A 24,879-nucleotide genomic window follows, 5' to 3' on the forward strand; every position below is an offset into this window, starting at 1 on the left:
CACTATATGCTTGTCCACGGAGGTTATGACAAAACAGAACAAAAAAACCGCCGGGCTTTTACCGGCGGTTAGAGAGGTTATTCCTGTGCTTTTCTGATTTTTACTTCTTTGATTATAAGGAAGAGAACAAATACCGCAATGGCAAAGTTCAACCACACCGCGCCAGGTACAGGAATGGCAAGGGCCTCCATGATGGCAAAAAATACGCTTGGTATCGTAACAGCGTATGCTGACATGATCCATGTATGACGGAAGTTAAGGTTCGTGCGTTTTAGGGCATTCTTTAATACCAGTCCGATAAGACCAAGAATGGTCACTTGAATAAATTTAGTGGCACTGAAGAAAACATAGCTTGCAATGATGATGAGGGTAATCCAGACAGGAAGCGTTCCTTCCATAGAATCCAAAAAGGCGACAACCTCTTCCTTTCCTATATATGCACCTTGAAAATCCGAGAAGGGAATATATTCGACAGTGCCCTGGTATACAAGAAGTGCTTCATCCTGCTGGAAAGCAAGCACTTCCTCATATGCTTTAATTTCACTTAAGGAAAGTTCATTTTCGGGGTCAAAAATGATGGTCATTCCACTTTCCTCCATAACATATGGCTCCTGCACATCAGCGTGAAATCTGTCCTCTTCTATGTAGAAATCGGGAACATCGGATTCGAATATTTCTTGTGCGCTATTATAAAAATTTGTTACATCGGTTCCAATATTGACAAACTTGGGAATAGAAGTAAGGAGTACAAGGAAAAATACAAAAAGAATCGTCTTTCCGATACCCTGAAAACGAAAGCTCGCCATCGTTTTAGGTGAGTATAGGCTTTTGATGAATTGTTTGAAAATATTCAAATGGATCAGTCCTTTAGTGATAATGATTAGTCATCCTAATGTTACCTTAATATGGGTATGTATACAATATTTTAGTGAAGTATCAGAATCCTTTGTTAATTTCAAGTGTCGGTTTGTAAAGATAATGTAAATTTATCAGGTTTTCTATTTACATTACCTCTACATTAGGTTAATAATTGTACTTGGTTTTGTTGATTTTTGTCGATAATAAGTACATAAATTAAGGGGTTGAAAGTATTGGACTTGGATGTTCAGAGGTTGATATTTGAATTTGTTGGTGGTCTGGGTATATTCCTATTTGGTATTAAATACATGGGTGACGGACTGCAAAAATCAGCAGGAGACAAGCTGAGAGATATTTTAGATCGATTCACAACGAATCCATTTATGGGTGTATTGGCAGGTATTCTCGTTACCATCCTGCTCCAAACGAGTTCCGGAACAACGGCACTGACAGTAGGATTGGTTAGTGCAGGTTTCATGACCCTTCGCCAGGCAATTGGTGTAATTATGGGTGCAAACGTAGGTACTACCGTAACGGCTTTTATTATAGGTATCAAGATAGATGAGTATGCGTTGCCGATTATTGCAGCTGGGGCAGTGCTTTTATTCTTCTTCAAAAACCAAAGAATACAATATTTCGGACAAATCGTATTTGGATTCGGTGCATTATTCTACGGTTTGAAAACAATGGGAGACGGTCTAAAACCGTTGCGCGAGCTTCAAGCATTCTATGACTTGACTGTATCAATGAGTGACAATCCGATTCTTGGGGTTGTAGTTGGAACAGTGTTTACAGTTATTGTTCAAAGTTCAAGTGCCACAATCGGAATTCTACAGGAACTGTTCGGTCAGGGTGCAATCAGCTTAGACGCTGCTTTACCGGTACTTTTCGGTGATAACATCGGTACAACGATTACCGCGGTTCTTGCTGCAATCGGTGCTTCTGTTGCTGCGAGACGAGCTGCTTTATCACATGTTCTTTTCAATCTGTTAGGGACTACTTTAGTATTGATACTTTTAATACCTTTTGAAAAATTGATCGTGTTTTTCCAAAATTCGCTAAACCTGAATCCGGAAATGACGATAGCATTTGCACACGGAACGTTCAACGTAGCGAATGTAATTATACAGTTCCCATTCATTGGATTACTGGCCCTTATCGTGACGAAAATCATTCCTGGTGAAGATGCTATCGTTGAATATAAAGCAAAACACTTGGATCCGATCTTTATTGAACAGTCACCATCACTTGCATTAGGTCAAGCAAAAGAAGAAGTGCTCAGAATGGGTGAATTTTCCATTAAGGGTCTAGAGTCTACGCATGAATATTTGAAAACTGGTACTACAAAATACTCTGAACAGGCTTACCAAATTGAGGATGCAATCAATAATCTGGACAGAAAAATCACGGACTATTTAGTGAAATTGTCTTCAAGTTCATTATCAGATCATGAGTCTGAAGAACATTCTACTTTAATGGACACTGTTCGAGACATCGAAAGAATCGGTGACCACTTCGAGAACATCGTGGAACTTGTGGATTACCAAAAAGCAAATAAGGTGGACTTGACTGAGGCTGCTGATACAGATCTTGAAGAAATGTTTACATTGACGATTACTACTGTAAAAGAAGCAGTTGAAGCATTACGTACAAACAACAAAGACCTTGCAAACGATGTAAGACTAAAAGAAGATCAGATTGACAAAATGGAACGTTCTTTACGTAAAAAGCATATTCTTCGTCTAAACGAAGGATTATGCTCCGGTCAAGCCGGTATCGTATTTGTCGATATCGTGAGCAACTTAGAGCGAATCGGGGACCATGCCGTAAATATTGCAGAAGCAGTTTTAGGTGAGGACCACGAAACGCTATAATAGATAGTAACTTAGAAATTGCCGGACTCTCTAGGGGGTCCGGCTTTTCTTGCATATTATCGAATTGGAGGATGAATATGGATATCGTCTATTGGATCATCATCATTGCACTGTTTGTTATCTCTTTTGTAGGATTGATCTACCCGATCATTCCTAGTGTGCTATTCATTGTAGGGGGATTTCTATTATATGGAGTGTTCTTTTCCTTTGAAGAGCTGAATGTCTGGTTTTGGATTATTACTTCTTTGTTTGTCGTGCTTCTATTTGTTGCCGATTATTTTGCCAACCTACTGGGAGTCAAAAAGTTCGGCGGAAGCAAAGCGTCAATTTGGGGCAGTACGATTGGTCTACTGGCTGGCCCCTTTGTCATACCGGTTGCAGGGATTATTCTCGGCCCGTTTTTGGGGGCAATTCTTGGGGAACTGCTTTTCAATAAAAAGGAATGGAAGGCCGCGGTGAAAATCGGCTTCGGCTCTGTTGTAGGACTTTTCAGCAGTGTTCTTGCAAAAGGATTGATACAAATGGTGATGATTCTTTGTTTTCTATTCTTTATTTGAAATCAAATACCATAACATTGGCATTTTAGCATCATGGAATGGTTTAATATGGATATACTAATCTTTGTTTAACTGGCAAGCTTTTGTGTTATGGAATGGTATGTTCAATTATAGGGAGTGAAGACAATGAAAACGATCGGGGTATTGACGAGTGGCGGAGATTCGCCTGGCATGAACGCAGCCGTCCGTGCTGTAGTGCGGAAAGCAATCTACCATAATTTAAATGTGTATGGAATATATCAGGGGTATGCTGGTCTGATGGGGGGCAACTTCAAGAAACTTGAGCTAGGGTCGGTGGGGGATATCATTCATCGCGGAGGAACGATTCTCTATACAGCAAGAAGCGAAGAGTTTAAGACACTAGAAGGTCAGGAAAAAGGAATAGAACAGCTGAATAAGCATGGTGTGGAGGGACTTGTCGTCATTGGTGGAGACGGTTCCTATAGAGGAGCGCAGAAGCTGACCGAGCACGGATTCCCATGTATCGGACTGCCTGGTACCATTGACAATGATATTGCAGGAACCGATTATACGATCGGATTTAATACTGCCTTGCACACTGTCATTGATGCGATTGATAAAATAAGGGATACAGCCACATCGCATGAACGTACCTTTATTATCGAAGTGATGGGACGCCATGCCGGTGATATTGCCTTATGGGCGGGATTGGCCGGTGGAGCGGAAACAATCATCATTCCGGAAATAGATTTTAAACTCGAAGACGTCGTAGGCCGTATCCAAAGCGGACAAAAGCGTGGCAAAAAGCATACCATTATCGTCTTGGCTGAAGGTGTAAGCAATGGAATGGACTTCGCGAAGCTGATTGAAAGGGAAACAAGTCTTGAAACACGTGTATCTGTATTGGGTCACATACAGCGTGGTGGCACTCCGACGGCATTTGACCGCGTGCTTGCGAGCAGACTTGGAGGACGTGCAGTTGAATTGCTGATAGAAGGTAAAGGTGGACGTGCAGTCGGTATGGAACAAAATCGTATCGTTGACTATTCCTTTGATGAGGTCTTTTCCATGCCCCATAAAATAGATGAGAGCATGTATCGCCTCTCTCAGGAACTATCCATTTAAATAAATGTGACAAGTTTAAGGCAGATTAATTGAAAGATACTACAAGTTTTGGTAATCTGAAAATAATGAATCATGGGATGGGAGAGCCAACCCGGATTTATACTACATAACAAATTAGGAGGAGATAATTATGGCATACGAATTACCACAATTACCTTATGCTTATGACGCATTGGAGCCTCATATCGACAAAGAAACTATGAACATTCACCACACAAAGCACCACAATACTTATGTAACTGGTATTAACGCAGCGCTTGAAGGAAAAACTGAACTTCAAGGCAAAAGTGTGGAAGAGCTGATCTCCAACATGGAAGCTGTTCCTGCAGAAATCCAAACTGCAGTTCGCAACCACGGTGGTGGACACGCGAACCATAGCCTTTTCTGGAACATCCTGACTCCAGGCGGCTCAACTTCTCCAACTGGTGAATTGGCAGATGCCATCACTAGCAAATTCGGTAGCGTTGAAAACTTTAAAGAAGAGTTCACGAAAGCTGCTACAACCCGTTTCGGCTCTGGCTGGGCTTGGTTAGTAGTAAACAACGGTGAGCTTGAAGTGACAAGCACACCAAACCAGGACTCTCCTTTAATGGAAGGCAAAACGCCTATCCTAGGTCTTGACGTTTGGGAGCATGCATACTACCTGAACTACCAAAACCGCCGTCCGGATTACATTTCTTCATTCTACAATGTAATCAACTGGGATGTGGTTGGAAAGCTTTATAACGAAGCAAAATAATTTTTGTTTGATGACTCTCGTCCTTTGTGGGCGGGAGTTTTTTATTTTCCTTGGAGCAAGTGTATAGCCAACATGCTAGATGAAAGGCAATTTGATGAGGGATTAAGGGTGAAAAGCTCATCATAAGGAATTTGAAGAGCTTTTTGAAGGGGGATATCGAGTGAAAAGCTCATCATGAGGTGTATGAAGAGCTTTTTGAAGGGGGATATCGAGTGAAAAGCTCATCATGAGGTGTATGAAGAGCTATATGAAGGGGAATCCAAAGTGAAAAGCTCATCATAAAGGCAAAGTCATAAATTTTCGATTCAGGCAGCGACTATAAGTATCCAAAAACAATACATATTACCTCTCCATTAAGCCACAATAAACGTAGATAAAGGAGCGAGGGTAATATGGTTGCATTAAAAAAGTTAATTGGTGATGTGGAAGTGAATAAAGACTTGCTGCTGCTCTTGGTCATTGGTGGACTCTATTCACTAAGCATCGCGTTATCGAACACCTTTGTAAATGTGTACTTGTGGAAGCAGTCGGGAGAGTTCAGTGATCTGGGCTTCTATAACCTGGCGGTGGTCATCTTTCAGCCTCTGACATTCATCCTGGCAGGGAGGTGGGCAAAAAAAATCGATCGAGTCATAGTGCTACGTTTAGGAGTCGTATTCTTAGCACTTTTTTATTTGTCTGTACTCTTTATTGGGGATCAGGCATCCACTTACTTATTGATGCTCGGTTCCTTACTTGGAATCGGCTACGGGTTCTATTGGCTTGCCTTTAATGTCCTTACATTTGAAATTACGGAACCGGAAACCCGGGATTTTTTCAACGGGTTTTTAGGAATCCTGACATCTGTAGGCGGGATGATAGGTCCGTTTGCTGCAGGCTACATCATTTCCACTTTGGAGAAGTTTACTGGGTACACGGTCATTTTTACGATTTCCCTGATCCTTTTTTCTGCTGCGGTCGTTTTAAGCTTATTCATTAAGCGAAGAGGAGCAGAGGGAAATTATGAACTGAAGCGCATCATAAAGGAAAGAAAAAACAATGACAATTGGCGTTATATTACCAATGCACACTTCTTTCAAGGTATAAGGGAAGGGACATTCATTTTTGCAGTATCCGTATTGGTGTATATCACAACAAACAGTGAGATGGCACTCGGAACCTTTGGGTTGCTGAATTCGGCTGTAGCATTTGTAGCCTACTATTTTGCCACAAGGCTTATTAAGAAGCGCCATCGAAAAAAAGCTATCCTGATTGGCGGGCTGATCTTGTACGGGGCGATATTCTTCCTAGTATTCGAGCTTACATATGTGAAACTACTCTTCTATGCAGTCACGATTGCGATCGCTTATCCATTGTTATTGGTCCCATACGTTTCCCTGACATATGACGTGATCGGCAAAAGCTGGAAGGCTGGCGAGATGCGCATTGAGTATATTGTGGTCCGCGAGATTTTCCTGAATGGAGGCAGGACTTTTTCCGTTTTACTTTTCCTTATAGCTGTCCTTTTTTTCGATCAGCAAAAAAGTATACCGGTCCTCATGTGTATCATTGGGGCCGGTCATGCTATGATCTATCCTTTTGTAAGGAAAATTGAATTGGAACCGACGAAACCAGTCATAGAAGAGGAACCGCACCCATTTGTGACAACTTTGAGGGATGGCGAGGGAGAATCTAAGCCTTAGTTCCATTTATTAATAGATATTTGAAGTGATTTCTTATACAATAAAGATAGACAAAGACACCTAGGGAGATTACAAATAGGTGTCTATTGCTTGTTATGCAAAAATTTCAAATGAAAAGGTGTAGGGTATGACCAATCAGAAACAAAAAAAGAAGAAAAAGAATTATGTCCCATATAGGTTGAATCTTTTGTTTTTTGCGGTATTCTTGTTGTTTTCTGCCCTAATACTTCGCTTAGGATTTGTCCAGATCGTGTTTGGAGAGGACTATCGCAAGGAAGTGGATAGAGAAGAGAATGTTACTGTAAATACATTGGCCCCAAGAGGGAAAATATTTGATCGCAACCATAACGTGGTGGTGGATAATACCCCATTAAATGCGATTACATATACGAGAATGCAATCCACCTCTTCCAAGGAACAGTTGGAAATAGCAAGGGAATTATCCGAGGTCATCACGCTTGATACGGAGGAAATTCAGGAGCGGGACAAAAAGGACTATTGGATCCTGACTCATCCGGATGAAGCCAAGAAATTGATTACAGATGCAGATATGAAAAAAGTCGAAGATGGCGAGATTGAAGAAGGGGACCTGTATCAGCTTCAGTTGGATCGGATAACCGAAGATCATTTGAAGGAAATTACAGAATCCGAAGAGGATATGAAAGTCCTTGCTATCTTCCGTGAACTAATCAAAGGCTATCCACTTACCCCGCAAATAGTGAAAAATGAGGATGTTACAGCAAAAGAGTATGCAATCATCAGTGAAAGCCTCGGCAATTTACCTGGTGTTGATATCATGACGGACTGGGACCGCCAATATGTGTTTGGAAACACGCTTCGTTCCATATTGGGTAGGGTGTCAGACACCGATAGTGGTATACCAAGTGAACGTCTCGAGGAATTCCTTGCAAAAGGATACAGCCGTAATGACCGTGTTGGTATGAGTCAGATCGAGGCGGAGTACGAAAATGTGCTGCAGGGTCAAAAGGCGAGAGTGAAAAATGTGACAGATTCCTCTGGGAACCTGTTGCGCCAGGAAAAAGTGTTTGAAGGACAAAGAGGAAAAGACCTAGTTCTTTCTATAGATATGGAACTGCAGCAAATTGTTGAAAAAGTTTTGGTTGAAAAGATGCTGGAAGCTAAAGCCAATCCTGCAGCAAAAGCGGAATTCTTGGATCGTGCCTATGCAGTAGTCATGGATCCTAAGACAGGTGAAATTCTTACACTTGCCGGAAAACAGCTAGTCAAGGATGAAAACGGTAAACTGGAAGTGCTGGATCATGCACTTGGAACTTTCCAATCAGCGTTCGAACCTGGATCTACCGTAAAGGGTGCCACAGTATTGGCAGGTTTTCAGCATGGAGTCATCCAACCTGGAAGCTATCAATTAGATACCCCGTTATATCTAGGGCAACAGCGTCTTAAAAAAGGATCCTATGTAAATATGGGGAGTATCAATGACCTCACTGCTCTTGAACGTTCCTCGAACGTGTATATGTTTAAGACTGCACTTGCAATCGCAGGGGCAAATTACAGACCTGGAGAATCGCTCTACGTAAAGCCGGAAGCATATGATACATTAAGAAGCTACTTTGCTCAATTTGGTTTGGGTGTGAACACCGGTATAGATTTACCGAATGAATCCACAGGGGTAATTGGCCCGGACAAATCATTGCCAGGTTTGCTACTGGATTTATCCATCGGTCAGTATGACAACTATACTACGCTTCAATTGGCACAATATGTATCTACCATTGCAAATGGAGGTTATCGTGTAAAGCCACAACTTGTAAGAGAAGTAAGGGAACCAGTTGAAGAAGATGGTCTAGGACCTGTCCTTCAGCCATTCAAGCCGGAAATCCTTAACAGGGTGGATATGACAGATGCGGAAATCAAGCGCGTCCAGGAAGGTTTCATCCGAGTGTATAATGGCAATCAGGGTACTGCAAGAGGATCTGAAATGAAGGAATATAAGCCGGCAGGTAAGTCAGGTACGGCACAATCAAGATATGTGCAGATATTGGAAAACGGAAAAAAAGTTGGACATGACACGCTAAACTTTAATCTGATCGGCTATGCGCCATACGATAATCCCGAACTTGCCTTTGCCATCATGGTTCCTTATGCTTCCACTGGTTTCAACGTAACTGGAGGAATCAGTACCGAAATCGGGGACGAAATAATGAAGGCATATTTTGAACTCAAAGAGAAACGGACGAATGGTGTGGATAATCCGGAAGAGCAGAATACCATCACAACTGAAGATGGCACATTACCAGAAGATGAAGAACAAAACCAAGAAGACGACGAATAGACTGAAAAAAGCACTCAATGCGAGTGCTTTTTTTATTGCATTCTACCTAGAAAGCCAGATTTCAATAGCTAATACCTCACAAAAATCGCTAGTATTCCCCACATTTCATCAAAAAAGAAGAGATTTACAAAACCTTTACACTTGGTTCATACGTGGTTAATACGTTGATTATATTATATATCTCGTAGGGCAAGATAAACAGAAACATCAAAAAACAAAAACCTTAGGGGGAATTAAGAAATGAAAAGCTTCAAACGTTTTTTATTACTAGCTATCGTTGCATCGCTCGCAGTATTTGCTGCAGCATGTGGAAATGCAAACAACAACGGTGGTAATGAAGGATCTTCAGAAGGAGCAGCTACTGAAGGTGGAGAAGAACTTGAAGGTAGTGTAGTAATTGATGGATCTGGAACAGTTTTTCCTTTCATGTCAGTAATGGCTGAAAAATACATGACAGAAGCTCAAGAGGGTGTATCTGTTGAAGTGAGCCGTGCTGGTACATCTGCAGGATTCAAGAAATTCCTAGTGGAAAATGGAACAGATTTTAACGATGCTTCCCGTGCTATCAAAGACGAAGAGAAAGCACAAGCTGAAGAGCTTGGTATCGATGTAAAAGAATTAAAGGTAGCACTTGATGGATTAACAATTGTAATCAATAAAGATAACGACTGGGCTCAAGAGTTAACAGAACAAGAAATTATCGATATTTTCCTAGCGGATACAGGAAAGAAAAATTGGTCTGATGTACGTCCTGAATTCCCGGATGAGCCAATTAAAACTTACGGCCCTAACGAAAACCACGGAACATATGAATTCTTCTGGGAAGTTATCCTTGAAGAAAAAGATTTAGCTGAAGGCACAAACCTACAACAAGAATACTCAACACTAGTAGACCTTGTTTCTAAAGATAAAAATGCGATCGGATTCTTCGGGTATGGTTACTATGAAAGCAACAAAGACAAGTTAACAGCTGTAAAAGTTGACTTTGGAAATGGACCAGTTGCACCTTCTCTTGACACGATTGCTGAAGATGGAGACTATGCAAACTTTACACGTCCAGTATTCACTTACTTGAATACAAACATGGCTAAGGAAAAACCTCAAGTATTAGATTATGCAATCTATACAATGAAAAACGCACAAACTGTTGCATCTGAAACTGGGTTTGCCCCACTGACTGACGAAGAAATTACCACTTATGTAGAAGAACTTGAAGGTTTAAAGTAAGTCTCTTGGGAGATGGGGAGCTATTATGCTGCTCATCTTCCTCTATGTTTTTATAAAACAGGCAATGGATGAACCTGGTTTTAAGATGAAAGGGGTATTTCAAATTGGCTAAGAAAGATAGCGTCAACGTTAGAGAGTTGATTAATGAGAAAAAAACAACTCTTAACACAAACCGTTTTATGGAAGCATTTATTCCGAAATTTTTATTGGCAATTGCTACAATTTCTATATTTACGACAATCGGGATCATACTTACATTAGTTTTTGAAACAATCGAGTTTTTTAAAGCTGTCCCATTTCTGGATTACTTTACAGGTACCAAACTTAAGCCATTAGGTGAAAATGCACAATTTGGCGTACTGCCTTTATTGACTGGTACCATCATTTCATCTGTCATAGCCATGATAGTTGCAATTCCTGTTGGTTTAATGTCTGCAATCTATTTAAGTGAGTATGCATCCGATAGAGTAAGGAGAATTTTAAAGCCGATTCTTGAAGTGCTTGCGGGAATCCCTACAATCGTTTACGGATTCTTTGCATTTACTTTTGTAACACCTCTATTAAGAGCAATCATTCCTGGTTTAGAACCAACCAATATCCTCAGTCCAGGAATAGTGATGGGAATAATGATAATTCCGATGGTTGCCTCATTATCGGAGGACGCGATGAGTTCGGTTCCTAATGCTATGCGAGAAGGAGCTTTAGCACTCGGATCAACCAAATTAGAGGTAGCTTGGAAGGTTATTGTCCCTGCAGCTATGTCTGGAATTGTCGCTTCTTTTGTTCTTGCTATTTCCCGTGCAATTGGTGAAACAATGATTGTAACCATTGCGAGCGGAAGTACGAAGAATTTCACGTTTGATATCACGCAATCTATGCAAACGATGACTGCGTACATTGTGGAAGTAACCGGTGGAGATGCACCAGCTGGTTCAACTTTATATTATAGCTTGTATGCTGTTGCGATGACATTATTTGTTTTTACTCTTATAATGAACTTGATCGCCCAGTATATCTCTCGCAAGTACAGGGAGGAATATTAAGATGAAGTATGTTGATGCTGCACAAGTACAAAAGAAAATGAATACAAGATTAAAGGTGAACAGTTTAGTTAAAACTTTATTTCTAGCTGCTACTCTAATTGGTCTTGTAGTACTCGTAATCTTATTTTACCGTGTTATATCACAAAGTATGGGTTGGATTGATCTTCAATTTATTACGAATAAACTATCTACTATGGCAGATAGGGCCGGAATCATGGGAGCCATTATGGGTACTCTTTGGCTGATGCTGGTGGTTGCACCAATAACCATGTTTCTTGGAGTCGGAACGGCAATCTATTTAGAAGAGTATGCAAAAAAAGGACGCCTACAACGCTTTCTGCAAACAAATATCTCCAATTTGGCTGGTGTTCCTTCGATTGTATTCGGTATTTTAGGATTAACTATTTTTGTAAGGGCAGCTGGCCTTGGAAACATCGTTTTGGCTGGTGGGCTTACTATGGCATTATTAGTTCTTCCTATTGTGGTAGTAGCTAGTCAAGAAGCGATTCGCGCAGTACCCGGTTATCTAAGAGAGGCATCATATGGAATGGGTGCGACGAAATGGCAGACAATCAAAAATATTGTGTTGCCTGCGTCTATTCCGGGTATTTCAACAGGAGTAATATTAGCGTTATCACGTGCCATCGGGGAAACTGCTCCACTAGTTGTATTGGGTATACCTGCATTATTGCTCCCGCTACCTGAAGGGATATTTGACAAATTCACGGTACTTCCAATGCAGATTTACTACTGGACCATTGACGCGGCTCTTGTGGCAGAATACGCAAATTTAGCTGCAGCTACAATCGTGGTTTTACTTTTCATATTGTTGGTCATGAACTCTATTGCTGTACTCATTCGAAATAAATTTCAAAGAAGATTTTAACCCTTAAAGGAGGAATCATTCATGCAAGTTGTGGTACCAGAACGTGAAGCGAAGAACAATTCTTCTTCAACAACCAACACCCCAAAAGATAAAAGAATCGTTTATCATACAAAAGATTTAAACCTATGGTACGGAGAAAACCTGGCGTTGAAAAACATCAATTTGCCGATTTATGAAAACGAAGTGACGGCAATTATCGGACCTTCTGGCTGTGGGAAATCTACCTATATTAAAACATTGAACCGTATGGTGGAATTAGTGCCAAGTGTAAAGGTCTCTGGTGACATCCTATATCGTGAGAAGAATATCTTAGCGAAATCGTATAAAGTTGAAGAACTAAGAACAAATGTCGGGATGGTGTTCCAAAAGCCTAATCCGTTCCCGAAATCCATCTACGATAATATTGCATATGGTCCAAGAATTCATGGAATCCGCAACAAGAAAATTCTTGATGAAATCGTGGAAAAAAGCTTACGTGGAGCTGCCATTTGGGATGAGGTAAAGGATCGTCTGAAGGAAAATGCCTATGGACTTTCCGGTGGGCAACAGCAGCGTCTGTGTATCGCCCGTTGTCTTGCTATTGAGCCGGACGTGATCCTGATGGACGAACCTACGTCCGCCCTTGATCCAATTTCCACACTAAAAGTGGAAGAGCTGGTTCAGGAACTGAAAAAGGATTACAGTATCGTAATTGTGACACATAACATGCAGCAGGCAGCTCGTATTTCGGATCGAACAGCATTTTTCTTAAACGGGGAAGTGGTAGAATACACCGAAACGGATAAGCTATTCTCCAACCCGACAGATAAACGTACAGAAGACTATATTACCGGTCGCTTCGGATAAGGGGAGAGTACTACAATGACAGTTCGCGGACAGTTTCAATTAGATTTGAATACACTAAGAGATAAGTTATTGGAACTTGGAAGCCTGGCGGAAATTGCATTAGGCAAATCCATTAATGCCCTAACTAACAAGGACATAGAACAATCACTTATGATTATTGAAGATGATTATAAAGCAGACCGTCTTGATGAAGAAATTAATGATTTCGCGATTCTTTTGATAGCAAAGCAGCAGCCAGTTGCTGTAGACCTGCGCAGAATCATTGTTGCTATCAAAATTTCAACTGATGTGGAACGCATTGCGGACTTTGCTGTAAATATTGCAAAGTCAACTATCCGGATTGGAGAAAAGTCAGAGGATCTTATTCCAATCGAGAAAATTGTAAAGATGCATAACATCGCTACGGAGATGCTGTCACTCTCTTTGAAGGCTTATTACGATGAAGATGTTATTTTAGCCAAGCAGGTAGCAGAGATGGACGATCGCGTTGATGAGCTCTATGGTGAAAACATCCGTGAGCTATTGAAGCTTACAAAGGATTTTCCTGACATGATCCCACAGATTACTCAGCTATCCTTCATCTGCCGTTACATTGAGAGAATGGCTGATCATACTACAAATATTTCTGAAAATATCTTATACCTTGTAAAAGGTCGTCACTACGAATTGAATGAATAGAAACGGAAAGCTTTGTCTAACTCCATAGACAGAGCTTTTGTTTTTGGAAATGAAATTTGTCTTTTTTGAAAGATTATACGAAAAGAGGAGGAAAAGAGAGAAATGAAGAGATAGAGAGACATATATTAGTTTGTTTCCGTTTTCGTGGTGATTTTCACATTTTCAAATATATGTTATGATTTTTCCTGTTGCAAACGGACCCGACTTTCTTGAGAGTAGAAAGTCACAAAAACTAAATAACAGGGAAGAGGTGTGCTATGAACATAGCAACTTTAAAACAAGAATGGTTTGGTAATGTGCGTGGGGATATTCTTTCAGGGATGACCGTTGCCTTAGCCCTCATTCCAGAAGCAATTGCATTCTCTATCATTGCGGGTGTTGACCCAATGGTAGGACTATATGCATCCTTCTGTATTGCAGTGGTTATTGCATTTACTGGTGGAAGACCTGGTATGATCTCTGCAGCAACCGGAGCGATGGCACTATTGATGATAACTTTAGTAGCCGATCATGGTCTGGAGTATTTATTTGCTGCCACCATCCTTACCGGAATCATTCAAATATTGATGGGTGTATTTAAGCTGGGTAAATTTATTTCCTTTTTACCACAGGCTGTAATTATTGGATTTGTGAATGCCTTGGCAATTTTAATTTTTATGGCTCAGTTAGAGCAGTTTGTAGATGCAACATGGGTGATGTACGCATTTGTTGCAGCGACACTTGCAATCATTTATATCTTGCCTCGATTTACAAAAGCAATTCCTTCCGCATTATTTGCAATTGTTGTCATTACTGCGGTTGTAGTGTTCGGAGGAGGATTCGGATTAAATACTGTTGGTGATATGGGTGAAATAACCAGGTCATTACCTATGTTTCATGTCCCTATGGTGGAGCTTTCATGGGAAACTTTCATGATCATTTTGCCATACGCATTTACACTAGCGATTGTGGGTCAATTGGAGTCATTATTAACAGCAACAATCGTAGATGAAATGACTGATACAAAAAGTAATAAGAACCGTGAGATGAAAGGACAAGGTATCGCGAATGTTGTTACTGGATTCTTTGGAGGGATGGCAGGATGTGCGATGATCGGGCAATCTGTCATCAATGTGAAGTCGGGCGGAAGAGGAAGGCTTTCAGCATTTGTGGCCGGGGCATTCCTATTGTTCCTGATCATGGTCCTAGGTGACATAGTGGTGCAAATTCCAATGGCCGCCTTGGTCGGTGTCATGATAATGGTTTCCATTGGAACGTTTGATTGGCAGTCTATCCGAGAACTGCACAAGATACCGCGTGCAGATGCAGTTGTAATGGTTGTAACAGTAGCCATTGTTGTCTATACGCATGATCTTGCAAAAGGTGTGGGAGCAGGGGTTGTTTTGAGTGCTTTGATTTTTGGCTGGAAAATGGCAAAGATCCGAGCAACTATACTACTGGAGAACGACAAAATGGTTTACAAAATTACAGGACAGATGTTTTTTGGAACAATGAGTCATTTTGTTGACTTGTTCGACTATCAGAACGATCCAGAAGAAATCGTGATTGACTTCAGCAACACACATATATGGGATCAATCAGCCGTTACGGCAATTTCCAAAACGGTATTAAAATATCAACGCTTAGGCAAAAAGGTTACGATAATCGGGCTGAATGAAGAAAGTGAAGCACTTGTTAACAGAGTCGGATTATCTGTTCCGTCGGGGCATTAATGTGTAGCTAGGGTGAGACGAAACTGTCTCACTCTTTTTTTAGTAGTTCAAAAATAAATTTGAGCATAATAAAAAGGAGCGTTTAAAGGCTCCTTTATGAAGTGTGATGAAAAAAGGAAAAAAACGATGATAGGTAAGCCATCACTGATTTACTTTTGTTAAGTTGTTCTTTTAATTCCTTCTTAGCTTCTTCTTGTTCCACATGCAGATTCTGAAAAGCTTTACGTCTGTACTGATAATCCATCAAAACAGCATCACCTTTCTATCTATATGATATTTTGGAAGCGTTTTCTTTATAAATTATATCAATTAACTGATAATTCTGCAATTATTCATTTACAGATTCTTTACAAAAGAGTGCTTGAAAATAACATATAAGTGTCTTATTATATAAGTATATTGTTATATAAGTGTTTTATTATATATCTATTTTTTCCAAAGGTTGGTGAAACTATGCAAACTGTCTTGAAAATGGAAGAAGCGGCGTCAACCCTTAAACTGCTAGGGGACAAAACAAGGCTATCCATGGTGGCATTGCTCCAGGATCATGATTGCTGCGTTTGTGAGTTTGTCGAAATCTTTCAGATGAGTCAACCCTCCATCAGCCAGCATTTGAAGAAGCTCAAAGACATTGGGCTTGTAAAGGAGTCCAGAAAGGGCCAGTGGATCATGTATTCACTCAACAGTAGTCATGCTCACTATGAGTTGGTAAGTTCCATTTTGGAGCACGTACCTAAGCTAGAGGAGAAAATGCTGGAGCTTGAGAGAAAAGGACTTAGAATAACTTGTAATTAAACGGGGGTATACGCTTGCTTGAAATTATTTTAGCATCATCCATTTTTTTACTTACTTTGATATTTGTCATCTGGCAGCCTAAAGGTTTGTCCATTGGCTGGTCAGCTTGCGCTGGAGCACTCTTGGCTTTGCTTGTTGGAGTCGTATCACTACAGGATGTGTATGATGTAACCGGTATTGTCTGGAATGCGACCTTGACGTTTGTCGCACTCATCATCATTTCCTTGATACTTGATGAGATTGGCTTTTTTGAATGGTCCGCACTTCATATGGCCCGTTTCGCAAAAGGAAGCGGAATAAGAATGTTCATCTATATTACCTTGCTTGGAGCACTCGTTGCAGCGTTTTTTGCCAACGACGGAGCAGCGCTTATTCTGACTCCGATTGTACTGGCAATGGTAAGAAACCTTAACTTTAAAGAAAAGATGATCCTGCCATTCATTATGGCGAGTGGGTTCATTGCGGATACGACCTCTTTACCGCTTGTAGTAAGTAACCTGGTTAATATTGTTTCTGCAGATTTCTTTGACATAGGTTTTGTGGAATATGCCACTCACATGATTGTGCCGAACTTCTTTGCTCTTGGTGCGAGTATAGCAGTACTTTACCTGTTTTTCCGCAAAAGCATACCAAAGGACTACGACATGTCCGTGTTGAAAAAGCCGGAGGAAGCCATCAAAGACCTAAAGCTTTTTAAACTATCCTGGGCTGTCTTAGCAGTTCTTCTTGTTGGATATTTCATCAGTGAGTTTGCAAGAATTCCAGTTTCATTTGTAGCAGCAGCAGTAGCGGTTTTCTTTTTAATCGTAAGTAGAAGAAGCCCAGCCATTCATACTAAGGAAATTGTCAAAGGCGCACCATGGGCCATCGTATTCTTCTCCATTGGAATGTATGTGGTGGTATATGGACTTCGAAATGCAGGACTTACAAATGTCCTGACCGATCTCATCCAGATGGCAGCAGGTGAAGGGTTGTTTGTAGCAACGATCTCCATGGGCTTTATTGCAGCAATACTATCGTCCTTCATGAACAATATGCCTACTGTGATGATAGACGCCTTAGCTATCAAGGATACAGCGACAGATGGTGTCATTCGAGATGCACTTATCTATGCGAACGTAATCGGATCAGATTTGGGACCAAAGATCACGCCGATCGGTTCCTTGGCAACACTTCTATGGCTTCATGTATTAAGTCTTAAAGGTGTAAAAATTTCTTGGGGATACTACTTCAAAGTGGGTATCATCCTAACCATACCAACATTATTCATTACCTTGCTTGGTTTGTATTTCTGGCTATTGATCATTGGCTAAAAACAGAGAATTTCTGTTTATATAAAATAACATCAAATATAATTAAAAGGAGCTTTTCATCATGACAAAAAAGACTATCTACTTCCTATGTACAGGCAACTCTTGCCGCAGCCAAATGGCAGAAGGCTGGGGAAAAAAATATTTGAGCGATGAGTGGGATGTTTACAGTGCGGGTATTGAAGCACATGGCGTAAATCCGAGTGCCGTGAAAGCGATGAATGAAGTGGACGTGGATATCACAAACCAAACGTCCGATACGATCGACCCTGAAATCCTCAAAAAAGCAGATCTTGTTGTAACACTTTGCGGACATGCAGCAGATGTATGCCCTGCTACTCCTCCAAACAAGGAAAGAGTGCACTGGGGCTTTGATGACCCGGCTAAAGCTGAAGGAACAGAAGAGGAAAAATGGAAGTTTTTCCAACGAGTACGTGATGAAATCGGCGATCGCATCAAGACATTCGCTGAGACTGGAAAATAATAATAAAAACGAAGAGCCGAGTCTTTTTTTCTCGGCTCTTTATTAAAAAAAGGGGAGGAATTAGAAATGACAAAGATTGAAATATTTGATCCGGCGATGTGCTGCTCTACTGGTGTATGTGGACCAACTGTCGATCCAGAGCTGACAAGAGTGGCAAGTGCCATATTCTCTTTGCAGCAAAAAGGTATAGGGATCAGCAGATACAACCTTGGTTCCGAACCTGAACCATTTGTAACAAATAAACAGGTAAATGACTTGTTGATGGAAAAAGGTCCAGAGTGTTTGCCGGTTGTTATCGTCGATGGGCAAGTGAAAAAAGTTGCCTCATATCCGACTAATGAAGAGCTTGCTTCCTGGACACAGGTAAAGGAAGAGGAACTTGCACACCAAGAACCTAAAACAAAGCTGAATATCACGTTAAATCCAAAAGGCTAGGAGTGTCGACTATGCTTTCGACTTTTGATCCGAAAGAGATGGTGAGGACCCCTTATCTTTTCTTCACAGGAAAAGGAGGGGTAGGGAAGACTTCAACTGCTTGTGCCACGGCGATTTCCCTTGCTGAAGAGGGCAAAAGGGTATTGATTGTCAGCACAGATCCTGCCTCAAATCTGCAGGATGTTTTTGAACAGGACCTAACCAATGAGATTTCGCAGGTTCAAGGGGTAAGTGGATTGTTCGCATGTAACCTCGATCCGGAAGAAGCGGCGAAGGAGTATCGGGAAAGTGTGATTGGTCCGTATAAAGGAAGGTTGCCAGATTCCGTTCTTGCCACCATGGAGGAGCAGTTATCAGGGGCATGTACCGTTGAAATTGCTGCGTTTGACCAGTTCTCGACACTTTTGACGAAAAAAGAAATTACCGAACAGTTTGATGTGATTGTCTTTGATACGGCACCAACGGGACATACGCTAAGACTCTTGTCACTGCCAACTGCATGGAACAACTTTTTAGAGGAAAGTACACACGGTGCATCCTGTTTGGGACCCCTATCAGGACTTAATACAAAAAAGGCGCTATACGAGCAGACAGTGAAAGCTCTATCAGATCCGGATCAGACACAGCTATTCCTTGTAACCCGTCCAGATGAGTCCCCCATTGTGGAAGCGGCTCGTGCTTCAGCTGAATTGAAGGAAATCGGCTTGAAGAACCAGCACCTTATTGTAAATGGTCTATTCGAAAATCCGGTGCTTGGCGACAAAGTCTCCCATGCATTTTATGAAAAGCAGCAAAAAGCTTTGGTGATGGTTACTGATACATTCAAAGAAACGGACATTTCTTATTTACCGTATGTTTCCTTCTCTTTGACCGGCATGGAATCGTTGAAAGCGTGGTTGAAAGGCGAAACGATGAAGCTTGATGAGTCGGGAGCTATGTCACCCACACTCTTAACTGATCTATCTGATTTCGATGATGTCGTTCAGGATGTCATTCAAGAGAATCTGAGGGTTATTTTCACAATGGGGAAGGGAGGAGTAGGAAAAACGACGTTGGCAGCAGAGTTAGCAGTTAAGCTTGCAGAAAAAGGTGTTGCCGTTCATCTTACAACTACCGATCCGGCGGCCCATTTGGAGCAGGCGCTGCATTCCCGGAAGGTCGCGGGAAATCTTTCCTTAAGCCGGGTTGATCCAAAGCGTGAAGTGGAACTATACAAGAAAACGGTGCTAGATAAGGCCGGCGAGGGGCTAGAAAACGAACAGCTAGCATACCTGGAGGAAGATTTGAACTCTCCATGCACAGAAGAAATTGCCGTATTCCAGAAGTTTGCGAAAATTGTAGCGCAGGCAGATGAAGAGGTTGTCATCATTGACACGGCACCAACTGGTCATACGCTGCTGCTCTTGGATGCTGCACAGTCCTATCATAAAGAGCTGCTCCGTTCGACAGGGGAGGTCTCCCCGGAAGTGGAGAATCTCTTACCGCGTCTGAGAAATAAAGAGGAAACTGCTGTTCTCATTGTTACCCTGCCAGAGGCTACACCTGTTCTGGAAGCTGAGCGGCTGCATGCCGACCTTGAACGTGCCTCGATTTCGCCCCGGTGGTGGATTATCAACCAAAGCTTTGCCTTAACGAAGACAGTTGATAAAGTATTGGGTGGACGAGGAAAGCACGAATTCCGCTGGATAAAAAGAGTCGCAAATGAACATTTGAATTGCGCCATCATACCATGGCGTCAACCAAGCAACTGACAGAAAAGAGGGATTGAAATGTCACAAGAAAAAAGCTATCAGGCATTAATGGAAAACATTTTTATTGGTGGTGCAGACCAAGCAAGAGAAGCTCATGAAAGTGAAGGACTTGATGTTATCATCGACCTCCGTGCAGAATCAAACAACTTAGAGGATGGTCTCCCAAGAATCCATATGCCTATTGTAGACGATGAAGCCAAACAGGATGAATCGGTGAAAAGAGCTATCGACTACGTAGTACAGGCTCAAAAAGAAGGAAAAAAGGTTTACTTTCATTGTTCAGGTGGAAGAAACAGAACAGGGACGGTCGCCATGGGTACCCTTCTGCAGATGGGGAAGGCTAACACCGTTGATGATGCGGAGAAACAAGCGGTTGCCATTCGTCCCATCATTAGCGTAAAGCCTGAATTGAAGGAAGTACTTCAGAAAATGTATCAAAAATAAGATAATAAGGAAGGTGACTGGCCGTGAAGGTTACAAACGAAGCAAGAGACGTCCTTGTTGATGTACTCCGTCAAAACGGAGCAGGGAACATACGTGTCTACTTTGCAGGCTGGGGCTGAGGAAGCCCACAATTAGGATTGTCTCTGGATGAGGCAAAAGCGGATGATAAAGTGGAAACATTAAATAGTATCAAAGTCGCAATCGATCCGAAAATCGAAAGCATGACAACCGATCTGGTGCTGGATGTCCAAGAGGGCCCACAAGGTAAAGGTCTTGTGCTACATGGTATGAAGGATAGCGATTGCTGTTAAGAATAGACCCAGTCAGATTCATCATTCTGACTGGGTCTATTTTGATAAAAAGGAAGTGAATATTTACGATATACCTCATATTTGTTATAGTTATCCTATATTATTTAGGTTATCGAAATAACTTGGGGGTAAAAGGTATGTTCCAAGATAAAAACGTTCCTATATCTACACCGTTTTTTTATGGTTGGGTCATTGTTTTTTTAGCTGCTCTTTCGGTTTTCTTCTCTGGTCCGGGTCAGACATATTCCATCTCTATTTTTATTGATGCATACTTAGATCATTTTGGGTGGAGTAGTACCTTGATTTCTACAATGTATTTATTTGCAACCATGCTTGCTGGTTTTCTGTTATTTTTAATAGGTAAAATGGTAGACAGGTTGGGCCAGAGGAAAATGACTGTACTAGTTGCAGGCCTTCTTGGAGTGGCGTGCATTTTTAATAGTTTTCTGTTAGGCCCTACGATGCTGTTTATTGGATTTTTTATGCTGAGATTATTTGGGCAGGGTTCTCTAACTTTACTACCTGGGACATTAGTTCCGCAATGGTTTGTAATAAAGAGAGGTCGTGCATTAAGCTTTATGGCATTTGGAAGTTTTGTAAGTGCTGCAGCTCTGCCTCCCTTTAATGCTTGGCTGATTAATCAGGTTGGTTGGCAAAACTCCTGGCTGATCTGGGCAGGTCTGCTTTTTCTCGTCTTTATGCCCCTCGCATATATATTTATTAGAAATAAACCCGAAGATGTGGGGCTTCTTCCGGACAATGTATCAATGAAAGAAAATGAAAATATTATCAAGTCAGCAATTTTTGAAGAAGCTTGGACGTTAAAGGAAGCAAAGCAAACTAAAGAGTTCTGGTTATTGCTCTATTGTGTGGCGGTTCCTGCAATGGTCAACACAGGTATTATATTTCACTTTGTCCCGATTTTAGCTGAGAGTGGCATCGGACGCACTCAGGCTGCATTCATTCTAAGTATCATGGCCCTTGTTTCTTTCCCTGTCACTTTTATTGCGGGATTTATAGCCGAACGAATGAAGGTTAATAATATTATTGCCATTTCCTTCTGTGGACAAATTGGTATTATGGCGATGCTTGCGTTTACAGATTCTTATGGGAAAGCTATATTATTTGGAGTTGCAAGAGGCGTAGTTGGAGGGTTTGAGACAATTAGTCTAGGAATCATTTGGTCAAATTACTTTGGAAGAGCTAATATTGGGAGCATTAAAGGAGTATCATCCACTGTTATGGTCATAGGTTCAGCATTTGGTCCCTTACCGTTCGCCATTGCTTATGATTTTTATGGCGGTTATCAGGAAATCTTATTTTTTATGATGATTTTTCCATTATTAGGAATAATTTCAGCGTTTATATCCCAAAAGCCTCAAAAGAAAGAGATTGTCAATGAAAGAAGGGTTTCCTAAAAAAGGATCTTAAAGAATATTGTTGATTAAGGTGCTGATTGGAGCAAGGGACAAAGACCGCTGCGGGATGTATAACAGAGCAAAAAAAATACAGAAAAAAGGGGAGGAAATGCCCCTTTTTGCTGTATTTTACTCAGGTATACCTACCCCGACTAAAGGGTAAAAGCGGATTTTCACTTCCCCGAACACATCCTCTTCCGGGACAAATCCATACATTCTGCTATCTCCGCTGTGCAATCGGTTATCCCCCATGACAAACAAACAATCCTCAGGGACCACTACTTCAAAGTCCTCGGTTAATGCAAAAGGGGAAGACGCCTTGTTTTCCTCCAAATATGGTTCCTCCACGAGTACATCGTTTATGTATAACCTATCATTCTGTACCTTTAGCCTATCTCCTGCCATCCCGATCACTCTTTTAATATGCTTATCGCTTGAGGTTGGTGCTTCAAAGACAATCATATCAAAGTGTTCGATCTCACTCATTTTCATCACCATTACCCGATCATTATGATGAAATGTAGGACTCATGGAACCTCCATTAACAGTGACTGGTGTAAAGAGAAACTGGCGGCATATAATAACAAGCACCACCACAGCCAAAAGGGACTTCATCCATGAGAAGACTTCTGTTTTCGTACTATTCTCCATTCGCAACCCACCTAAAGCTTTTCTGATCGACTATCCTATAATAAATACGAGGGAAATACTAAAAAAGTTTCCAAATTTTTAAAGAAATGTTCTTTTTATAATAAAAGTATGCCCTAGTGGTTAAAATATTTGTTCCTCAAAGTCTGTTATCCACAAAAAAATGAATATTTCAACGAATTCGAACCAAATATCAAAGAATAAAAAAATTTATCCACGAATATTTCCATATATCCACGAAAACAGGTGAGATATCGATAAAGCGCATTTTTCGACAAAAAACATTTCAGTAGAACTGCCCATTTAGGTGTAGATAAAAAAGTTCATCAAACTCAAAATAATACTTGCAAAATACAAATAATTTTATATAATAATGGTAAGAGGTGAAAATAATGGAAGATATTAGAGCAATGCTACAAGTCACCATGCGTAGATTCGGTATGTTGAACAAAAACTGCTGTACAGTCGACTGTCTGGATATATCAATGGTGCAAAGTCATATCCTATATGAAATAGCACGAAAGCATCTCCCATCCATGCAGGAGGTGGCTGATACCATTGGGATGGACATAACCACCTTCAGCAGACAGATACAAACACTCAAAAAAATGGAGCTTGTGGAAAAAAGCCAATCGGCATTGGATAAGAGAGTATACCACCTAAGCTTGACTACCAAAGGGAAGCAAGTAGAGGAAGGCATCAACGATCAAATGAAGCATTACCTGAAAAGTGTCTTTTCCCACTTAAATGAAAAAGAGCAAAACGAAGTAATCAAATCTCTACAAATACTGAATGAAGCAATGGGCAAAAGTAATATGTGCTGCAAACCTTTCTCCTAAGCAAGTGAAAAGCTTGCTTTTAAAATAAAACAATACTTGTAAAATGCAAGTAAATCCAAAGCAGAGGTGTTTATAATGTGGAAAGAAGTCCTTTCAAGTTTTTTCTATATTGCGCTTGAGCTTACATTATTATTTATTCTTGTTACATTCCTGGTTTCCGTTGTTCAAATGGTCATCCCCTATCACAAAATGGAAAAGTGGATGAATCATCCTAATGTTTGGCTCGGTTCCATTCTTGCAGTGCTGTTCGCTTTTATAACACCATTTTGCTCCTGCTCCACCATTCCGGTTGTCGTAACGCTGCTCCAGAAGAAGGTTCCCTTTGGCATTGTCATGGTGTTCCTTTTTGCTTCCCCTGTGTTGGATCCAACGATACTCACCATCATGACTGCATTTCTCGGTTGGAAGGTGGCACTATTCTACACCATCATCACGACGACTCTTTCTGTGGCGATTGGATTGACACTTGGAAAATTGGGTTTTGAAAAGCAAGTGAAAAATGTCATTCTGAAAAGCTATAATCCTGAAAACAAAGGCTTCAGTTTCAAACAAGCGGTCTCAGAAACACTAGTGCTGATGAAGACAGTGTTTCCGTATCTCATTATCGGTGCCGCGATCGGAGCGATCATTCACGGAGCTGTTCCAACGAGCTTCATTACACAATATTTTGGCGGGGATAATTGGTGGTTGGTACCTATTGCTGCAATAATCGGGATACCGTTATATATCAGGCTAAGTACGATGATTCCGATTTCCCAAATGATGATTGCAAAAGGAATGGCGCTCGGTCCAGTTATGGCGCTTGTCATCAGTTCGGCTGGCGCAAGCTTACCGGAATTGGCCCTCCTGAATTCTATTTTTAAAAAGAAGCTAGTTGCGGCATTTGTGTTTTCTGTGATTAGTATGAGTACGGTGTCAGGATTCTTGTTTTACCTTGTGTAA

At 41.1% G+C, this 24,879-nt stretch carries 24 protein-coding genes; 22 read left to right on the forward strand and 2 right to left on the reverse strand.

Annotation, left to right across the window (positions count from 1 at the left end; genetic code table 11):
- Positions 1-77 precede the first annotated feature (77 nt).
- Positions 78-854: a DUF1189 domain-containing protein gene (locus ACQCT5_RS08755; RefSeq protein ID WP_499640969.1), complete on the reverse strand. Its 777-nt coding sequence runs from the start codon at positions 852-854 to the stop codon at positions 78-80.
- 237 nt (positions 855-1,091) lie between these two features.
- Here ACQCT5_RS08755 and ACQCT5_RS08760 point away from each other — a divergent pair, with 237 nt between their 5' ends.
- The 20 genes from ACQCT5_RS08760 (at position 1,092) to ACQCT5_RS08855 (ending at position 22,450) form a co-directional block, all read left to right on the forward strand.
- Positions 1,092-2,732 (forward strand): Na/Pi cotransporter family protein, encoded by a 1,641-nt coding sequence (locus tag ACQCT5_RS08760; RefSeq protein WP_499640971.1) that lies wholly within the window; start codon positions 1,092-1,094, stop codon positions 2,730-2,732.
- A gap of 77 nt (positions 2,733-2,809) precedes the next feature.
- Positions 2,810-3,289, forward strand: coding sequence for a DUF456 domain-containing protein (locus ACQCT5_RS08765; protein WP_499640972.1), 480 nt, complete (start codon positions 2,810-2,812; stop codon positions 3,287-3,289).
- A gap of 126 nt (positions 3,290-3,415) precedes the next feature.
- The gene (gene pfkA / locus ACQCT5_RS08770) at positions 3,416-4,375 is read left to right on the forward strand and encodes a 6-phosphofructokinase (RefSeq protein WP_499640974.1); all 960 of its coding nucleotides are present in this window, start codon (positions 3,416-3,418) and stop codon (positions 4,373-4,375) included.
- A gap of 130 nt (positions 4,376-4,505) precedes the next feature.
- The gene (locus tag ACQCT5_RS08775) at positions 4,506-5,114 is read left to right on the forward strand and encodes a superoxide dismutase (protein ID WP_417899577.1); all 609 of its coding nucleotides are present in this window, start codon (positions 4,506-4,508) and stop codon (positions 5,112-5,114) included.
- A gap of 392 nt (positions 5,115-5,506) precedes the next feature.
- Positions 5,507-6,796, forward strand: a complete 1,290-nt coding sequence (locus ACQCT5_RS08780) for an MFS transporter (RefSeq protein ID WP_499640977.1) — start codon at positions 5,507-5,509, stop codon at positions 6,794-6,796.
- A 127-nt stretch (positions 6,797-6,923) separates the two neighbouring features.
- Positions 6,924-9,110, forward strand: a complete 2,187-nt coding sequence (locus tag ACQCT5_RS08785) for a peptidoglycan D,D-transpeptidase FtsI family protein (RefSeq protein ID WP_499640979.1) — start codon at positions 6,924-6,926, stop codon at positions 9,108-9,110.
- 240 nt (positions 9,111-9,350) lie between these two features.
- Entirely contained in the window at positions 9,351-10,337 is a 987-nt protein-coding gene (locus ACQCT5_RS08790; RefSeq protein ID WP_499640981.1) for a PstS family phosphate ABC transporter substrate-binding protein, read from the forward strand.
- A 104-nt stretch (positions 10,338-10,441) separates the two neighbouring features.
- A complete protein-coding gene (pstC, locus tag ACQCT5_RS08795; RefSeq protein WP_499640983.1) occupies positions 10,442-11,380 on the forward strand; it encodes a phosphate ABC transporter permease subunit PstC in 939 nt (312 codons plus the stop codon).
- Between the two features lies 1 nt (position 11,381).
- Positions 11,382-12,266, forward strand: a complete 885-nt coding sequence (gene pstA / locus ACQCT5_RS08800) for a phosphate ABC transporter permease PstA (protein ID WP_499640984.1) — start codon at positions 11,382-11,384, stop codon at positions 12,264-12,266.
- 21 nt (positions 12,267-12,287) lie between these two features.
- Positions 12,288-13,112, forward strand: a complete 825-nt coding sequence (gene pstB, locus ACQCT5_RS08805; protein WP_499640985.1) for a phosphate ABC transporter ATP-binding protein PstB — start codon at positions 12,288-12,290, stop codon at positions 13,110-13,112.
- Positions 13,113-13,127: 15 nt separating this feature from the next.
- On the forward strand, positions 13,128-13,790 hold the full coding sequence (phoU, locus tag ACQCT5_RS08810) for a phosphate signaling complex protein PhoU (protein ID WP_499640987.1): 663 nt from the start codon (positions 13,128-13,130) through the stop codon (positions 13,788-13,790).
- A gap of 257 nt (positions 13,791-14,047) precedes the next feature.
- On the forward strand, positions 14,048-15,502 hold the full coding sequence (locus ACQCT5_RS08815; RefSeq protein ID WP_499640989.1) for a SulP family inorganic anion transporter: 1,455 nt from the start codon (positions 14,048-14,050) through the stop codon (positions 15,500-15,502).
- Between the two features lie 453 nt (positions 15,503-15,955).
- A complete protein-coding gene (locus ACQCT5_RS08820) occupies positions 15,956-16,297 on the forward strand; it encodes an ArsR/SmtB family transcription factor (RefSeq protein ID WP_499640992.1) in 342 nt (113 codons plus the stop codon).
- 14 nt (positions 16,298-16,311) lie between these two features.
- The gene (locus ACQCT5_RS08825) at positions 16,312-17,610 is read left to right on the forward strand and encodes an arsenic transporter (RefSeq protein ID WP_499640994.1); all 1,299 of its coding nucleotides are present in this window, start codon (positions 16,312-16,314) and stop codon (positions 17,608-17,610) included.
- A 61-nt stretch (positions 17,611-17,671) separates the two neighbouring features.
- Entirely contained in the window at positions 17,672-18,091 is a 420-nt protein-coding gene (gene arsC / locus ACQCT5_RS08830; RefSeq protein WP_386635853.1) for an arsenate reductase (thioredoxin), read from the forward strand.
- A gap of 66 nt (positions 18,092-18,157) precedes the next feature.
- Positions 18,158-18,526, forward strand: a complete 369-nt coding sequence (arsD, locus tag ACQCT5_RS08835) for an arsenite efflux transporter metallochaperone ArsD (RefSeq protein ID WP_499640997.1) — start codon at positions 18,158-18,160, stop codon at positions 18,524-18,526.
- 11 nt (positions 18,527-18,537) lie between these two features.
- Positions 18,538-20,277 (forward strand): arsenical pump-driving ATPase, encoded by a 1,740-nt coding sequence (gene arsA, locus ACQCT5_RS08840; protein ID WP_499640999.1) that lies wholly within the window; start codon positions 18,538-18,540, stop codon positions 20,275-20,277.
- An 18-nt stretch (positions 20,278-20,295) separates the two neighbouring features.
- Complete coding sequence (locus tag ACQCT5_RS08845; RefSeq protein ID WP_499641001.1) at positions 20,296-20,721, forward strand: protein-tyrosine phosphatase family protein; 426 nt, start codon at positions 20,296-20,298, stop codon at positions 20,719-20,721.
- A 137-nt stretch (positions 20,722-20,858) separates the two neighbouring features.
- Positions 20,859-21,032, forward strand: coding sequence for a hypothetical protein (locus tag ACQCT5_RS08850; RefSeq protein ID WP_499641002.1), 174 nt, complete (start codon positions 20,859-20,861; stop codon positions 21,030-21,032).
- Between the two features lie 77 nt (positions 21,033-21,109).
- Entirely contained in the window at positions 21,110-22,450 is a 1,341-nt protein-coding gene (locus tag ACQCT5_RS08855; RefSeq protein WP_499641188.1) for an MFS transporter, read from the forward strand.
- Positions 22,451-22,579: 129 nt separating this feature from the next.
- Here ACQCT5_RS08855 and lepB read toward each other — a convergent pair whose 3' ends face one another.
- A complete protein-coding gene (gene lepB / locus ACQCT5_RS08860; RefSeq protein WP_499641004.1) occupies positions 22,580-23,101 on the reverse strand; it encodes a signal peptidase I in 522 nt (173 codons plus the stop codon).
- A gap of 389 nt (positions 23,102-23,490) precedes the next feature.
- Between lepB and ACQCT5_RS08865 the strand changes: the two genes are divergently transcribed.
- Together ACQCT5_RS08865 and ACQCT5_RS08870 are read left to right on the forward strand one after the other, a co-directional pair.
- Positions 23,491-23,937 carry a MarR family winged helix-turn-helix transcriptional regulator gene (locus tag ACQCT5_RS08865; RefSeq protein WP_499641006.1) on the forward strand — a complete coding sequence of 149 codons (447 nt, stop codon included), beginning with the start codon at positions 23,491-23,493 and terminating at the stop codon, positions 23,935-23,937.
- Between the two features lie 75 nt (positions 23,938-24,012).
- Positions 24,013-24,879: a permease gene (locus tag ACQCT5_RS08870; protein WP_499641008.1), complete on the forward strand. Its 867-nt coding sequence runs from the start codon at positions 24,013-24,015 to the stop codon at positions 24,877-24,879.

Origin of the sequence: Sutcliffiella halmapala, from assembly GCF_050107295.1 — a bacterium.
Classification (GTDB): domain Bacteria; phylum Bacillota; class Bacilli; order Bacillales; family Bacillaceae_I; genus Sutcliffiella_A; species Sutcliffiella_A halmapala_A.

Bases quoted from the DNA above. Each gene is read 5' to 3' on its own strand.
- ACQCT5_RS08765 (WP_499640972.1), top strand. From the start codon at position 2,810: ATGGATATCGTCTATTGGATCATCATCATTGCACTGTTTGTTATCTCT.
- pfkA (WP_499640974.1), top strand. From the start codon at position 3,416: ATGAAAACGATCGGGGTATTGACGAGTGGCGGAGATTCGCCTGGCATG.
- ACQCT5_RS08775 (WP_417899577.1), top strand. From the start codon at position 4,506: ATGGCATACGAATTACCACAATTACCTTATGCTTATGACGCATTGGAG.
- ACQCT5_RS08780 (WP_499640977.1), top strand. From the start codon at position 5,507: ATGGTTGCATTAAAAAAGTTAATTGGTGATGTGGAAGTGAATAAAGAC.
- ACQCT5_RS08785 (WP_499640979.1), top strand. From the start codon at position 6,924: ATGACCAATCAGAAACAAAAAAAGAAGAAAAAGAATTATGTCCCATAT.
- ACQCT5_RS08790 (WP_499640981.1), top strand. From the start codon at position 9,351: ATGAAAAGCTTCAAACGTTTTTTATTACTAGCTATCGTTGCATCGCTC.
- pstA (WP_499640984.1), top strand. From the start codon at position 11,382: ATGAAGTATGTTGATGCTGCACAAGTACAAAAGAAAATGAATACAAGA.
- pstB (WP_499640985.1), top strand. From the start codon at position 12,288: ATGCAAGTTGTGGTACCAGAACGTGAAGCGAAGAACAATTCTTCTTCA.
- phoU (WP_499640987.1), top strand. From the start codon at position 13,128: ATGACAGTTCGCGGACAGTTTCAATTAGATTTGAATACACTAAGAGAT.
- ACQCT5_RS08815 (WP_499640989.1), top strand. From the start codon at position 14,048: ATGAACATAGCAACTTTAAAACAAGAATGGTTTGGTAATGTGCGTGGG.
- ACQCT5_RS08820 (WP_499640992.1), top strand. From the start codon at position 15,956: ATGCAAACTGTCTTGAAAATGGAAGAAGCGGCGTCAACCCTTAAACTG.
- arsC (WP_386635853.1), top strand. From the start codon at position 17,672: ATGACAAAAAAGACTATCTACTTCCTATGTACAGGCAACTCTTGCCGC.
- arsD (WP_499640997.1), top strand. From the start codon at position 18,158: ATGACAAAGATTGAAATATTTGATCCGGCGATGTGCTGCTCTACTGGT.
- arsA (WP_499640999.1), top strand. From the start codon at position 18,538: ATGCTTTCGACTTTTGATCCGAAAGAGATGGTGAGGACCCCTTATCTT.
- ACQCT5_RS08845 (WP_499641001.1), top strand. From the start codon at position 20,296: ATGTCACAAGAAAAAAGCTATCAGGCATTAATGGAAAACATTTTTATT.
- lepB (WP_499641004.1), bottom strand. From the start codon at position 23,101: ATGGAGAATAGTACGAAAACAGAAGTCTTCTCATGGATGAAGTCCCTT.
- ACQCT5_RS08865 (WP_499641006.1), top strand. From the start codon at position 23,491: ATGGAAGATATTAGAGCAATGCTACAAGTCACCATGCGTAGATTCGGT.
- ACQCT5_RS08870 (WP_499641008.1), top strand. From the start codon at position 24,013: ATGTGGAAAGAAGTCCTTTCAAGTTTTTTCTATATTGCGCTTGAGCTT.